This window comes from Mycobacterium sp. SP-6446 (genome assembly GCF_001954045.1).
GTDB lineage: Bacteria > Actinomycetota > Actinomycetes > Mycobacteriales > Mycobacteriaceae > Mycobacterium.
This window is the reverse complement of sequence record NZ_MBEM01000137.1, coordinates 54,114-68,113: the sequence shown is the minus strand read 5'-3', so window position 1 is coordinate 68,113 and position 14,000 is coordinate 54,114. Positions and strand designations below refer to the sequence as shown.

At 65.4% G+C, this 14,000-nt stretch carries 10 protein-coding genes and 1 pseudogene; 6 read left to right on the top strand and 5 right to left on the bottom strand.

Annotated features, from left to right (window positions below; all coding sequences use genetic code 11):
- Positions 1-205: 205 nt before the first annotated feature.
- The 4 genes and pseudogenes from A5736_RS12325 to A5736_RS12315 all read right to left on the bottom strand — a co-directional run bounded on the left by A5736_RS12325 (position 206) and on the right by A5736_RS12315 (position 6,615).
- Entirely contained in the window at positions 206-2,803 is a 2,598-nt protein-coding gene (locus A5736_RS12325) for a LuxR family transcriptional regulator (RefSeq protein ID WP_076246429.1), read from the bottom strand.
- 133 nt (positions 2,804-2,936) lie between these two features.
- Complete coding sequence (locus A5736_RS26335) at positions 2,937-4,082, bottom strand: catalase family protein (protein ID WP_175611254.1); 1,146 nt, start codon at positions 4,080-4,082, stop codon at positions 2,937-2,939.
- A 30-nt stretch (positions 4,083-4,112) separates the two neighbouring features.
- Positions 4,113-5,870 (bottom strand): annotated as a pseudogene (locus A5736_RS26330) (peroxidase family protein); the annotation flags it as partial.
- A 289-nt stretch (positions 5,871-6,159) separates the two neighbouring features.
- The gene (locus tag A5736_RS12315) at positions 6,160-6,615 is read right to left on the bottom strand and encodes a DUF6294 family protein (protein WP_076121229.1); all 456 of its coding nucleotides are present in this window, start codon (positions 6,613-6,615) and stop codon (positions 6,160-6,162) included.
- A 200-nt stretch (positions 6,616-6,815) separates the two neighbouring features.
- On the opposite strand from A5736_RS12315, the gene A5736_RS12310 reads away from it, so the two are divergent.
- The 4 genes from A5736_RS12310 to A5736_RS12295 all read left to right on the top strand — a co-directional run bounded on the left by A5736_RS12310 (position 6,816) and on the right by A5736_RS12295 (position 11,223).
- A complete protein-coding gene (locus A5736_RS12310; protein ID WP_076246426.1) occupies positions 6,816-9,056 on the top strand; it encodes an MMPL family transporter in 2,241 nt (746 codons plus the stop codon).
- Positions 9,046-9,696 (top strand): TetR/AcrR family transcriptional regulator, encoded by a 651-nt coding sequence (locus A5736_RS12305; protein WP_076121233.1) that lies wholly within the window; start codon positions 9,046-9,048, stop codon positions 9,694-9,696. The genes A5736_RS12310 and A5736_RS12305 overlap by 11 nt, the downstream gene beginning before the upstream one ends.
- A gap of 68 nt (positions 9,697-9,764) precedes the next feature.
- Positions 9,765-10,550: a hypothetical protein gene (locus A5736_RS12300; RefSeq protein WP_076121236.1), complete on the top strand. Its 786-nt coding sequence runs from the start codon at positions 9,765-9,767 to the stop codon at positions 10,548-10,550.
- 4 nt (positions 10,551-10,554) lie between these two features.
- Positions 10,555-11,223, top strand: a complete 669-nt coding sequence (locus tag A5736_RS12295) for a response regulator transcription factor (RefSeq protein WP_076246424.1) — start codon at positions 10,555-10,557, stop codon at positions 11,221-11,223.
- Here A5736_RS12295 and A5736_RS12290 read toward each other — a convergent pair.
- Entirely contained in the window at positions 11,205-12,611 is a 1,407-nt protein-coding gene (locus A5736_RS12290; protein WP_371328377.1) for an ATP-binding protein, read from the bottom strand. The genes A5736_RS12295 and A5736_RS12290 overlap by 19 nt on opposite strands.
- Before the next feature lie 154 nt (positions 12,612-12,765).
- On the opposite strand from A5736_RS12290, the gene A5736_RS12285 reads away from it, so the two are divergent.
- Both A5736_RS12285 and A5736_RS12280 read left to right on the top strand, forming a co-directional pair.
- Complete coding sequence (locus A5736_RS12285; protein ID WP_076246421.1) at positions 12,766-13,071, top strand: hypothetical protein; 306 nt, start codon at positions 12,766-12,768, stop codon at positions 13,069-13,071.
- 94 nt (positions 13,072-13,165) lie between these two features.
- On the top strand, positions 13,166-13,891 hold the full coding sequence (locus A5736_RS12280; RefSeq protein WP_076246419.1) for a hemolysin III family protein: 726 nt from the start codon (positions 13,166-13,168) through the stop codon (positions 13,889-13,891).
- Positions 13,892-14,000 lie beyond the last annotated feature (109 nt).

Below are 14,000 nucleotides of genomic sequence, written 5' to 3'. Positions count from 1 at the left end.
AAAACATGTTGCGCGCGTACCCAATTCACGATCTTCTCGGCTGCGATGAGCTGGCGGGCCCCGTGCCGGCGGCGGTGCGGTTGGCCAGATCTACCGGAAAAGCGGTCAGGTGAGCGGCGGGACTACTCGAGAAGGCGTGGCCGAGGACCGTCAGGCTGAGGTAGTCAACCCTGTGGCCTGCGGGTTTGCCGCGAGCGGCCCCGGTTCAGGTCGTGTTGCGCGCGACGACGGCCGCCAGTTCCTCGCGGTCGGAGATGTCGAGTTTGATGCAGGCGCGGTAAATGTGGCCTTCGACGGTGCGTACGGAAACCGTGAGCTTGTCGGCGATCTCGCGGTTGGACAGACCTTCCGCGATCAGGGCCGCGATTTCGCGTTCCCGCGAGCTGATCGGCAGCGGTTGGGCCGCGGCCCGGATCGCCGGTGTGGTCGCTCCGCCGCACAACCCGGCTAGTCGAAGCGCCCGTGCCGCGGCTTCGGTGGTGTGCCGGTTGTGGCCGCTGCGCTCGTAGAGCACGACGGCCTGGGCGGCGGCGTCCGCGGCCGAGAGCAGCAACCCCGCCTTCTCGAAGTCGCTGCTCACCGCGTCGAGGGCGTGCGGATCGGAGCCGGCCACGGCCGCAGCGTGGCGAGCGTAGAGTCCGGCCACCGCGCCGTCGACCCGTTTGGCCAACGCGCCCAGCCGGCCCGCGACCGTCCGGTCGCCGAAGCGAGCGGCGTGGTGCAGCGCCTCGGCCTCGACGGCGTATTGGCCGGCGCGGTGGGCGGTGTCGGCGGCGGCGCGCGCCAGATCGACGCCGGTGCGCTCGCCGCCGCGGCCGGCGGCCAGCCACGCCCTTGCGATCATCGCCATCGGCTCGTGCAAGTCCAGGTGCGGACCGGCGTGCTCCTTGGCGTCGGCAAGAACCCGCTCTGCTTCGGCGGTGCGGCCCAATCCGGCATACGCCCGGGCCAACAACAGCCGGCCGGGCAGCCGCCACGGCAGCGAGTTCTCGGCATTGAGCGCGGCCAACGCCTGCTCGAATGCCGTTATGGCCTGGGGGAACTTGCCTCGGTACGTGGCGACCAGTCCGGCCATGATCTTGGCGATAGCCCAGCCGACGAACTGCCCCTGTGAGGAGAACCGGCTGTAGTCGGCCACCCGACGGTCGGCCAAATCCAGGCTGCCCGTGTGGGTCAGCGCCAGGATGTCGCCATAGCGGATCATCCACCGGATCATCCCGTCGGTGGGTTTGTGCTCGACGCGACACCGCGCCGCGATCGGCTCGAAATCGGCGCCGCGGCCGGCGACGGGCATGGCCAGCCCGGCAGCGAAAGCCGCGAAGTCGGCAGCCTGTTCCGGTGCTGCGGGGTCGGCCAGGACGGCCTCGGCGGCCGCGATGCCTTCCTCAAGTTTGTTCTGATGCACCGCCATCGCCGCCCCGGTGGCCTCAACGACGAGGCGCAGCGCGTGATGGGTGACCCGCTGACGCATCAGCGAAAGGATGTCGTGGGCTTGGCCTACTTCGCCCATCGACCAGAAGAGCGTGGACAGCCGCGGGATGCCCCAAAGCACGAGCTGCAGCTCGTCGAGTTCGTCAGGATTGAACTGCGCCAGGATCGAATCGGCTTCACCCGGTCTTCCCTGCCACAGCACCGCCCGCGAGAGCAACTCACCCGCACGCAGCCCATCGCCATGCTCAAATGCGCTGCGCGCCAACCGTTCCCCAAGAGGAAGGTTGGCTAAGAAGACGGCGTCCTTAGCGGCGGCGACTAGCAAAGCGTTGTCTGCAACCTGGTCGCTGTCGACGGACAGTTGCGCCAGGCGGATGCGATCCGCCGGAGAGGTGACGTCCCGGGCGGCGAGCACCGACACGATATTGCCGCGCAGTTTTCGCGCGGAGGCGGTGCCGGTCCGGCGGCGCATCACGTCCCCGTACAGCGGATGGGTGATGCGGGCGTTGAGCACGTGACCGTCGCGCACGATGCGAATCAGCCCTTGCAGTTCGGCGGCGTCGACGGCCTCTTCACCGGCCAGCTCGACGAGCGCATCGAGATCCAGCGGCTCGCAGAAGGCCAGGAACTTCAGCGCGCCGAGTGCGTCGGCGCCGGCGTGGTCAAGCCGGCTCTCCAGTAGCTCGGCTAGCCCGGAGGAGACGGCCGTGGGTCCGCGCAACTGCCAGACCCCGTCGACCTCGGTCAGCGTGCGGGCTTCAACTGCACCCTCGACCATGTGCCGCAGAAACAACGGATTACCGCCGGACGCCGACCACATGACATCGGCCGACAGACCCTCCAGGACGCCGCCGAGCACCGTTTCGACTAGCGCGATGCTCTGCTCCTTCGACAGCGGCTCCAAATCGAACCGCTGCAGGTAGCCGTCCTTCCACAGCGAGGTAACGGCATCCGGCACCGCTTCACCACTGCGAACCGTGGCGACGATGCGCCCGCTGCGCTCGACGGCGATGTGGTGCAACAGCGTGGCCGAGAGCTGGTCAAGCAGATGCGCGTCGTCGACGCCGACCACAGGCTCCGCGCCGGCGAGCATATTTTCGCGCGCCGCGGCCAGCAGCGCGATGGGGTCACGGGCGCTCGAGGCACCCACCCACTGCATGAACGCCCCGAGCGGGATCGCCTGTGAGGACTCGGTGCATGCGGCCCAGTGCACGGCCGAGGGCAGCGTGTCGGTGACGGTACGGGCCAGCGTCGTCTTACCGACCCCGGCGGGCCCGATAAGTACCACGCCGCGCTGCTCGTCACCGGTGAGCGCAGCGCGGATCGTTTGTTGCTCCACCGGCCGTTCGAGCAACTGCCACCGGCTGCTCATGTATGGGAAGTCTAGGGCCGTCCCAGGGTCGGTGCCGAATGAAATCGCCGCCGAACCTAAATTTTGGGTGCGCAGGTGCGCCACCACCCGCGCAGGCCGGGATCGGATCGAGCCGGTTAGCGCGTCGGCGCGCTCACTGGGGCAGGTCAGCGACGGTCGGCTCGAAGGGGCGGACATTGTTCTTGTCGTGGCGGAAGTTGCTGGAGGCTTCGTAGACCTTCAGTTTGAGGCGGTTGATCGGGCCTAGCGGGCGGTGCGCGGCCAGCCCGCGCCACGAGTTGTAGGACAGCACGTCGTCGCCGAACCGGCGCCGGTCTGGGGAGTCCGGATTCTGTTGCTCATAACGGAGCTTGGCAACCCCGACATGAGGACTGACCTCTTCCGGCCACGGCACCGTCGCGTCCTCGATGGGCATCCGGGCCAGGTCGGTACACAGTTGGGCGCGCAGCTCGAATTCGGCGCTATTGCTGGTGAAGAAGTCGAATACCTGGCTGCGGTAGGCGTCGTAGCCGCTGTCAGCTGGCAGCAGCTGACCGGCCAGTGTCTTGACCGACTCCGACAGCGGCACGATCTCGAATTTGGCGACATTGTCGCCCCACCGGATGGGCGCCGACGAATAGAAGTTCTGTCCCAGGATGTGGGTGTTGGGCTCGATGAAGATCTCCACGGCGTTGGGCAGCGCCAAGCCAACCCGGGACAGGATGGATTTGGCCCGCGCGAGCGCCGCGCCGACGGCGCTTAGCCCCGGATCGGACAGGCGTGCCAACAGCCACGCCAGGGGCATGCCGCGCCGCAGGTAAGCCCGCACGTCGGCAAAGGGGAATTCCCGATGGGTGACCAGCAGGAAGTCCTGAGTCTTGGCGTCATCGTCGGCCAGGATGCGGTCGCCGGGCTCGTCCAGGAGCACCTTGATCGCCAGGCCGTGTACCCCGCGTATCTGGTCGCTTCGGATCACCCCGGAGGTGGTCGAGAGCCGGGTGATCACTGGATAGGTGCGTGGCTGCGCGAACAGCCCCTGAGCCAGCTCGGGCCGCAGATCGGGATAGACGATCAGCTCGCCCCGCAGCACGGCCAACGTCTTGGCGTGGGCATCGCGCAGGCCGTGATGAAACTTCTTGTAGGCCCATTCGTTGTTGCCGTGCAACGCCTTGACGATTCCGTCGATCTCGCGGTCCTCTTCGGGGCCGGGCTGTTCGAGGGCGTCGCTGTAGGGGACGTACGTGGGCTGCGGGCCCGGTGGCGGGGGATAGCGGCGCACATCCGTTGGCGGCGGGGACATGCGGGTCCACGCACGCGCGGGTGTTCTTGGCCACGGGGCGAACGGATTCTTGACCGAGCGCAGGGTGGGCTCCAGGGCGGGGAAATGCCGCAGCAGCACGGTGCGCATCGAGTTGGTGTGCACCCAGTCCATGCCGGCTTCCGTGTACATCGCCGGGGTGAAGTCGGTGGTGAAGAAGCGGTCGCTTCGCAGCCGGCGGGAGGCCATCAGGATGAAGATACGAAAAGCGGTGTCGCTGAAGCCAAAACCCGGTGGCTTGGGCTCGGCGTAGAGGCCGATCATGAGATCGACGCGTTCGACGTCGCCGTAGATCTGGCGCAGCTCCTCGGCCCACGCCGGATTGTCGGTGAGTTCCTCGAAGGTGGCGGCGGGCTTGAGTCGAAGCATCCGCCGAAAAGCGTTGTAGCGCGGCACACCACGTTCCCGGATCCGCAGGATGTCCGCCGCGGCCAGGTCGATAGGAATGTCGTCGACCCGGTGGAAGTCCTGTAGGTGGATCGGAAAGTTGTGCAGCGTAATCTGGCCGGGGTTCGCGACCCCCATCGAGTAGAACAGGTCGTCGGTTTCCCACTGCGCCAAGCGGTCTCGGACGTGGGGCAGCGCCAGTTCGGGCAGTTCGTAGTGCGCCAGCTCCTTGTCGTCGCGCAGTGAGCGCACGACGTAGTCGTCGGGGATCAGGGGATGCATGCGGTACACGGCGACGAATTCCTCGGTCAGCGAATAGGGCACACCGTCGTGGTTGGTAGGTGATCCGGGGATGCCTTGCAGAACCTCACTCGGGGTGAGGCGGCCGTAGCGCCCATCAAAGCGCTGCCCGAGCACCCCGAACCAGTTGGCCCGCATGGCGGACTCGGTGGTCGGGTGGGCGATGATCGCCGGGGTCCACTCCAGGGTGTGAATCTTGGCCATCAGCGCCGAGTTGACCAGGCAGGCTTTGTCGTAGAGCTGCTGGTCCGTCATCGTGGGATTGCGCAGGTATAGTTCGCGGCAAATCGCGTTGTGCTCACGCAAGAACAGGGAATGCAGCAGCGCCAACCCAAGCCAAAAGTTGGCCCTTATCGCCCCGTGCGGGTCAAGGTAGGTCTCGAGATCCTCCGGGTGCAGCCCGACGCCGTCGATCTTGACCTGCCCCAGCTCGCCGGTGCGCAGCCCGTTGGCGAATCCCGCGGTGTTGCCGTAGATCTGGGATCCGTCCCACCAATGGGTGTCCCGCGTGACGAAGGTGGGCGGCCCCGACGGATCCGGGCTGGGGTCGGGTGGAGTCCGTTTGATGGTCATGACGGGGTCGGGCCAAGGATCGGGGGGCTCGACGGGGATCTGCCAGGGGTTGTCGTCGATGGTGCCGTGGCTGAACCAGTCGTGGACCTCGAATTGGATCCAGGCGGCGGCCAGCAGATTGAGCGTGGTCGCCGGCTTGAAGCTGTCGCGCCGGAGCAGCCGCTGGCTGATCAATCGGGGATTGGGATCCAGGATGCGGTCGGGTTCTTCTGGATAGGTCAATTCGGTGGCGACGTTTCGGCCGAATCGGCTACCCAACGATCCCATCAGCGGGTTCTGCAGGTCGTTGTTCGTGCCATCCAAGGTGCGGGCGTCGCGCACGGGAGTGACACCGTCATCCGCGGGCGGGCGGTCGTCGGATCCGCGACCGGTGTCGTAAAGATTGTCCGCGCGCAGTTGCTCACGCAATCCGACGAGGACGGCGAGGCCCAACGGTTTGGGAAGTCGGGACCATCCGACCCATCGGTCTGTCAACTCTGCGACTCGCACCAGCCGCTCGGCGAGCGTCATGTTTGCCTCCGCTCAAATGGGTTTGACTGGCCCGCCGCGGAATCACCGCGCGGAGCCGAATAGGCATCGCGCACCGGCCATCTGCGAGCCGGTCCGGCGGTGTCGTTGCTAACCGTGCACACGGTTGCTCCAGGTCGTCGTTCGCCGCTGATAGCTGAAGCTGAGGTGGACACTAACAGTTCGTCGGGCATCGGGCGGGTGGATCCGCGCCCGCGCCGACCGCCGCGGCCACCGCTTTAACGCTGGCGTCGGTGCGGCGGCCGGGCAGGCAACGGAACACCTAACGGGATCAGCAGTGCGCCTGGTTAATCCGTGCGCCGGCGGCGGAGTCGAACCACACGGCTGGGAACGCGAAATTCTCGTCCCAGGTCGCCCATTCGTCCTCCCAAATCATCGGCGGGCCGATCAGCTTGGGGCTGGTCCACAACACGACGCCGTGCACGTCAAGCAAGGAGATGCCACCGTAGAACACCCATCGGTCGTCGTCGTCGCTGGACTTCACGTGTGCGAAGAAGTTCGCGGTCCCGTCGGCTTGGATCGTCAGCATCTCGTCCTGCAGCACACAGTCACCGATGTGCGTGACACCCGACCAAACCCACCACTTTTTCGCCACATCGAACGGGGTCGGCTCGGGGTGGTCGCGCACGTCGCTCAGAAGATCCACCGGTGGTATGTGCTTGCACGCCGGCTCTGGGCGCCGGTCCACGGTCGGCTCGGCGTTGACGGCGTCATTGTCAATGGTCATTTCATGCTCCTAACGGCGTTGGGACCGCCTGCACCGACCGGTGCGGCTGCTCCCACATTCCGTCGTTCGCTGGCCGCGACGCACGCGTAGTGGACTACGCGAACCGGGCCCGACGGCAGCGCGAGCCGCGCCCATTGGCCTTGACCACAGAGAAGTAGCGTCGCTACGGTAGCATCGCTACCTTATCGCGAAGGATCCTGATGCTGGAACGGTTAACGAGGTTTGTTGTCGGCGCACCGCGACTGGTCTTGGGGGCGGCATTATTGGTGGCAATCGCCGCCGCGGTGTTCGGTCTCCCGGTTGCCAGGCACCTTGCCGCGGGTGGGCAGCAGGACCCGACGTCCGAATCGGCGCGGGTGGCCCAGATTCTCGTCGACAAGTTCGGTATCAGTGATCAGTCGCTGGTCTTGATGCTGAGCAGTGGCCAGGGCGCAGAGGCTCCTGCCGTGGCCAAGGTCGCCGGCGAATTGGAAGCCGAGCTGCGCCGCTCCGGGGTCGTGCTGAATTTGACGTCCGCATGGAGTGCGCCGCCCCCGGTCGCGGCCCAGTTGTTCAGCAAGGACGGCAAGTCCGGGATGATTGTGGCGGGCCTGATCGGCGGAGAGAACGACGCGCAAAAGCACGCCGGCACGCTGATCAAAAGCCTCGGACACGATCGGGACGGGGTCTCGGTGCGCGCCGGCGGCATGGCCACCGTCTACGGCCAGATCACTAAGCAGACCGAGCGCGACCTGATGACCATGGAATTGATCGCGATACCGGTGACTTTCGTTGCGCTGGTGTCGATTTTCGGTGGTCTCAACGCGGCGCTCCTACCGCTGGTGGTGGGCTTGTTCTCGATCTTTGGGGCGATGTCCGTGCTGCGCGCGCTGACCTATTTCACCGACGTGTCGATCTTCTCCCTCAACCTGACCATCGCGATGGGGCTCGGGCTGGCTATCGACTATTCACTGCTGATCATCAACCGGTATCGAGAAGAGGTCGCCTCCGGGATGAGTCGAGACGAGGCGCTGGTGTTGACCATGCGCACGTCGGGGCGGACCGTGTTGTTCGCCGCCCTGACCGTGGCGCTGGCGCTGGTTTCGCTGGTGCTTTTCCCGATGTACTTCCTCAGGTCGTTCGCGTATGCCGGAGTGGCGGTAGTGAGCGTGGGCGCGGTGGCGGCGCTGGTGATCGTTCCCGCGGTCATCACGCTGCTCGGCGATCGCATCGATGCCCTCGACATCCGAAGGCTCCTGCGACGGATCACGCGCCGTCCAGAGCCCGTTATCCGGGAAATCACCGAGACGTTTTGGTACCGGATCGCCAAACGTGTTATGGCACATGCCATTCCGATAGCCGTGGCAATAGTCGCCGCGCTGCTCTTTCTGGGACTGCCGTTTCTCAGCGTAAAGCTCGGCTTTCCCGACGATCGGACACTGCCAACGTCGGCGTCGGCCCGCCAAGTGGGGGACGAAATGCGGACCAATTTCAACAACGACGACGCCACGAACCTCTCCGTCATCGTCGAGCATGTGACGGGGCCCGCGGGCCAACAGCTGGACGGCTACGCCGCCGAGCTCTCGCGCGTGCAAGGGGTTGCCAGCGTATCGGCGCCAACCGGTGCCTACGTCAACGGAAACAAGGCCGGCCCGGCGGCGATGCAAACCGGAATCAAAAACGACACGGCGCTTTTCACCGTGCAGACCAAGGTGGAGCCGTACACGGCGGCCGCCGAACGCCAGCTCGATGCCCTGCACGCTATACCGGCGCCCGGGGGCGCACATCCGATGATCGGCGGTGGCGCGCAACTGGACCGCGATGCCGTTAACGGCATACTCTCTCCGCTGCCGTGGGTGCTGGGCGTCATCGCCGTCGTGACCTTCGCACTGCTGTTCATGCTGACCGGCTCGGTGGTGCTGCCGCTAAAAGCGTTGGCTCTCAACGTTATATCCCTGACGGCGACGTTCGGGGCCCTGGTGTGGATATTCCAGCAAGGCCACCTCGGTGCGTTGGGCACCGCGCCCACCGGGACGATCACCTCGAACATGCCCGTTCTGATGTTCTGCATCGCCTTCGGACTGTCGATGGACTACGAGGTATTTCTGATGTCCCGCATTCGGGAGTATTGGATGAACTCGGGCCGCACCCGGGCCGACAACGACGAATCGGTCGCGCTGGGTGTGGCCCGCACCGGCCGCGTGATCACCGCCGCCGCCGTGATCATGTCGATCTCATTCGCCGCGCTCATCGCCGCACAAGTCTCGTTCATGAGAATGTTCGGAACCGGCCTGACCATCGCAATCCTGATGGACGCCACCATCATACGAATGCTGCTGGTGCCCGCCTTCATGAGGATCTTGGGCCGGCTCAACTGGTGGGCACCCCCGGCTTTGGTGCGCTGGCATGCCCGCTGGGGGATCACCGATGAGCCGCTCGAAGAAAACGCCTATGCATCCTGAAACGCGTCGGCAACGCCTGCCCCGGGGATCGGGCGGTCAGCTGCGTGAGCAAATCATCGACACGGCAACGGAACTCATCATCGCGTCGGGAGACACCAAGGCACCCTCGACGCGAGAAGTAACCCGGGCGCTGAACATCTCCGCCCCTTCGCTCTATCGGCATTTCGCCGACAAAGACGAGCTGCTCGACGCCGTGTGCGCGAAGTACTATCGCCGGCTCGGCGAGGTCATGCAAGACGCCGCGCGCGACCTACCGACCCCACTGGAACGATTGCATGCCCTGGGCATCGCCTACGTGCAATTCGCGGTCGCGACACCGCTGATGTATCGGGTGGCTACCGGCGCTCCGCCACGGCGGGGAAGCGACTTCGACGAGACGCTCATCAGCTCGGCCTTCGTCCACCTGCAAGACACCGTGCAGGAACTCATCGACCAAAAGTTGTTCCCGCCAGGTGATTCCGTCGCACCCGCGCTGCAGCTCTGGGCGGCGGCCCACGGTGTTGCGTCTCTCCTCATCACCAAGCCGTACCTCCCATGGGGGGACGCCGAAGCGTTCACGAACAACGTCCTGCGTGCCGTGTGTATCGGACAAGCGGTTGACGGTCTGGATCTCTCCGTGTTGCTTCCCCGCGGGGAATGATCTCAGCGTTTTCTCAGCGCGGTTATCGTAGGCATGCAGGAAAACCGAGGCCGGAAGGTCACTGCTAGATGAGCGACATGACGAAAGAGGCGCTGACCAAGGTCCCGGCGGTCACTCTGGGGTTCTGGGTCATCAAGATCTTGGCGACGACGCTGGGCGAGACCGGCGGCGACACCGTGACGATGACGCTGAACTGGGGCTACGTCGCGGGCGTCGTCCTCTTCGGCATCGCCCTGGTTGTCCTGGTTGCGGCGCAGATCTTCGCCCAACGCTTCCACGCGAGCCTGTACTGGGCGACGATCGTCGCCTCGACAACCTTCGGCACGACGCTGGCCGACTTCGCCGACCGGCAGTTGGGAATCGGCTACACGGGCGGATCACTTCTGCTTCTCGCCTGCCTTCTGGCCACCCTGGGGTTGTGGCGGTGGACGCAGGGAACGGTGTCCGTGAGCACCGTTTCGACGCCGAAGGTGGAGGCGTTCTACTGGGCGACGATCACGTTTTCGCAGACGCTGGGCACCGCCCTCGGCGATTGGCTCGCCGATACCCGCGGATTCGGTTACGAGCGCGGGGCATTGGTATTCACCACGGCTCTGCTCGTGGTCGTCGCCTTGTACTACTGGACCAGCGTGTCGCGGGTGACCCTGTTCTGGGTGGCGTTCATCCTGACGCGGCCCCTGGGCGCGACCGTCGGCGACTTCCTCGACAAGCCGGTCGCCGACGGCGGCTTGGCCTTGAGCCGTCCGCTGGCGTCGGCGGTCATCGCGGTCATCATCGTCGCGTTGCTCATCGTCCTGCCCCAACGCGCGGGACGTCACCCGGGCCAGGCGGAAGCCGCGCGCGAAGTAGCGTGACGACATGAGAGTCCTACTCGTCGAGGACGAGCCACGACTGTCGGCGACTCTGGCCATGGGACTCAAGGCCGAGGGCTTCGTCGTCGTGGCGGTCGGTAACGGCGTCGAGGGCCTGCGGGAGGCCGTCGACAACAGCTTCGATGTCGTTGTCCTCGACATCATGCTCCCCGGCTACAGCGGATACGAGGTGCTGCGTCGAATGCGGGCACAGGATGTCTGGACACCGGTGCTGATGCTGACCGCGAAGGATGGCGAATACGACGAGACCGATGCGCTCGATCTCGGAGCGGACGACTATCTGACAAAACCATTTTCATTCAGGGTTCTCGTCGCGCGCCTGCGCGCATTGGTGCGTCGCGGCGCACCCGAGCGGCCCGCCGTATTGACCGCCGGATCTCTGTCCCTGGATCCCGCGCGGCACACCGTGCTACGTGATTCGACCCCGATCACGCTGACCCCCCGCGAGTATGGGGTGTTGGAGTTCCTCATGCGCAATAAGGACACGGTCGTGACGAAGGCTGAGATATTGCGCAACGTGTGGGACGCGCACTACCAAGGTCCCGACAACGTTGTCGAGGTCTACGTGGGGTATGTGCGCCGCAAGATCGACGCCCCCTTTGGCACGAACACCATCGAGACGGTCCGAGGCGTCGGTTACCGGTTGTTGTGCTGAGGCAGGGTCACGATCATCTTGGTCCCGCCGCCAGGTCGGTCGTCGATGGTGACCGTGCCGCGGTGCGCGGCGACAACCTCGGCGACGATCGCCAGGCCCAGTCCGGTTCCGCCGCCGCTGCGTGAACGGTCCGAATCCAGGCGCACGAAGCGTTCGAACACCCGGGTCCGTTCGGCCGGGGCGATGCCGGGACCGTCGTCGCTGACGACCAGGGTTGCGCTGCCGTTGAGGCTGCCGACTTCGATGGCGATTCGCGAGTTCGCATGGCGGACAGCGTTATCCACGAGGTTTCGGATCATCCGGGATAGTGCCGAGGGGTCACCGGTCAGCCGCGCGGGGCGGATATCGGTGTCGATCGTGCATTGCGTTTCCCGCCGCAGACGAGCCGCTTCGGCCTCGGCGAGGTCATCGAGGGCCGTCTCCTCCCTGCGCAGCACCAGGCTGTGCTCGTCGGCGCGGGCCAGCAACAGCAGATCGTCGATCAGCGTTCGCATCCGTTGCGCCTCGGGAAGCAGGGTGTTGACCGCCAACTCGGCATTGAGGAGCTCGGGGTGAGCTTCGGCGACCTCCAATCCGGAGATGATGGTTGCCAGCGGGCTGCGCAGTTCATGCGAGGCGTCGCCCAGGAACCGTTTTTGCGCGCGGTGGCCGGCTTCGATGCGCGACAGCATCTCGTTCATCGTGAGGGCCAGAGCCGCGATCTCGTCGCGACTGCTGGGCACGGGCACCCGTTCGGCCAAATCGGACGTCGAGATTTCGGCCACCCTACTTCGGATCGCGTCCACTGACTGCAGTGAGCGGCGGACGAGCCAGTAGGTCGCGGCGGCTGCCACCGCGATGATGATCGGGGCGCCGCAAGCCAACAGCAGCGCGACCACCCGTGCGGTCGCCTCGACTGCCTCGCTGCCGCCTCCGACGAGCACCGTGTATTGACCGGATGGAGTGTCGACCCGTTGACCGCTGATGCGCATGTCGTCATGGGGCACCGCATCGTCGGGCATGCCGCGGCGCAAATTGGAGTCGAACCCGCTAATGGGCAGGAGTGGTGTTTGCGGTGCAGACCCGGATCGCCTTATCACCTTGCCGTCGGGAGCGATCACTTGGATTGCTACCACGCGCTGATCGGTGGTCAAAAGGTCGCTGTCGAGCTCGTTGAGCGAATTGGTCTGCAGCACCTGCGCAATGTCGCGGACTCTGCCGGCGCTGGCGTCGTCGACACCCGCCAACAACGACCGGTACAGGATGGCGTCCAAACCCGCGCCCGCAAAAGCAAGTCCCACCAAGACGACGATCGCCGATACCGCGGCAGAGCGAGCGGGGATGCCCAAGTTGCGGGGGTGCACCAATCGCAGGAACCCCATGCGCCGAAACGGGCGGAGCGCAGACATCCACACAGTCTGATTCTGCAGCGCGGGCCCGCCGAGCTCAGGGACCTTCTCAGCGGGCTCTCAGCGTCCCGCTCCTAGCCTGGCGCTCCATGTTGAGGACATCTGCGCCAAGGCCGTCAAGGGCAGGTCACGCAGCGAGGGAGGGCAGCGATCGATGAATGTCGAGCAATTCCGGCGGGTGCTCGCCGAGCTTCCCGGTGACATGCCGATCATTGTCGAGGATTCCAAAATGGGCTGGATGGAGAACGCGGCGCTGTATCTGGCGCCCTCTCATATCGATCACCGCGTCTCCGGCAACTATCTCTACCCGCGCTACGAGGACGGCGCTGACAACTGTGAGGCCCTGTTGATCAGCGGCTTCGGTCAGTCCGACGACGGCCTCCTCGAAATCACTCCGCAGCCGTCGCAACCGACGGTGATCGACGTGCCTGCGGTCAGCCAATTCGTAGGTGGCACATAGCCGTAACGAAAAGCCCGGCGAGACGATATAGGGAGAAGCCCACGTTGCCGGGGGACAAAGCAACTGAAGGCGTAATCCTGTGGGAGGGGGACTGATGAGCTACCAGACGGATTCGATCTCCCGGCCCGAGTCACTTGGGCCGGTCGAGTTGGACACCGGCGATCTCGGACCCTCCGGTGTGCTGACCAAGCCACGGCTACGCGGTTGGATCCACCAGTACTGCGCTATCGCGTTTGTCATTGCGGGTATGCCGCTGGTGGCCGTGTCGTGGGCGGAGGTATCCAAGCGGGCCGGGCACTCGACCCTGACATACACGCTCGCGATAGTCGCGTTGTTTGCGGTCAGCGCCGTCTATCACCGCGTCAACTGGGAATCGGCGGTCGTCCGGAACTGGATGCGGCGGCTCGACCACTCGATGATCTTCGTTCTCATCGCCGGCAGCTATACACCGTTCGCGCGGCTGGACATGCCGCGCGGGACCGGCGATGTCGTGCTGGCGATCGTGTGGGGCGGCGCGTCAGCCGGAATTGCGCTGACATTGTTCTGGCCGACCGCCCCGCGCTGGTTGAGCTTGATGCTCTACCTGCTGCTGGGCTGGGTCGCGGTCTGGTACGCGGGAACGATCGTGCACAACGCCGGATTGCCCGCGGCGGTGCTGCTAGCCGTGGGTGGCGCGTTGTACAGCATCGGTGCGCTGTTTTACGGGCTACGCTGGCCGAGGCTCTGGCCGACGACCTTCGGCTATCACGAACTCTTCCACGCGTGCACCGCGGTGGCGGCGATCTGCCAGTACATCGCCATCTGGCTCGCGGTTTTCTAGGAGCGCTCCGCGCGAATTTAAACCCCTCACTTTCAACATATAGCGCACCGGGGGGCTTGCGGCAAGACCGGGGTCTTATCGCAAAATCGTTGGCCGAAGCCATAACTCA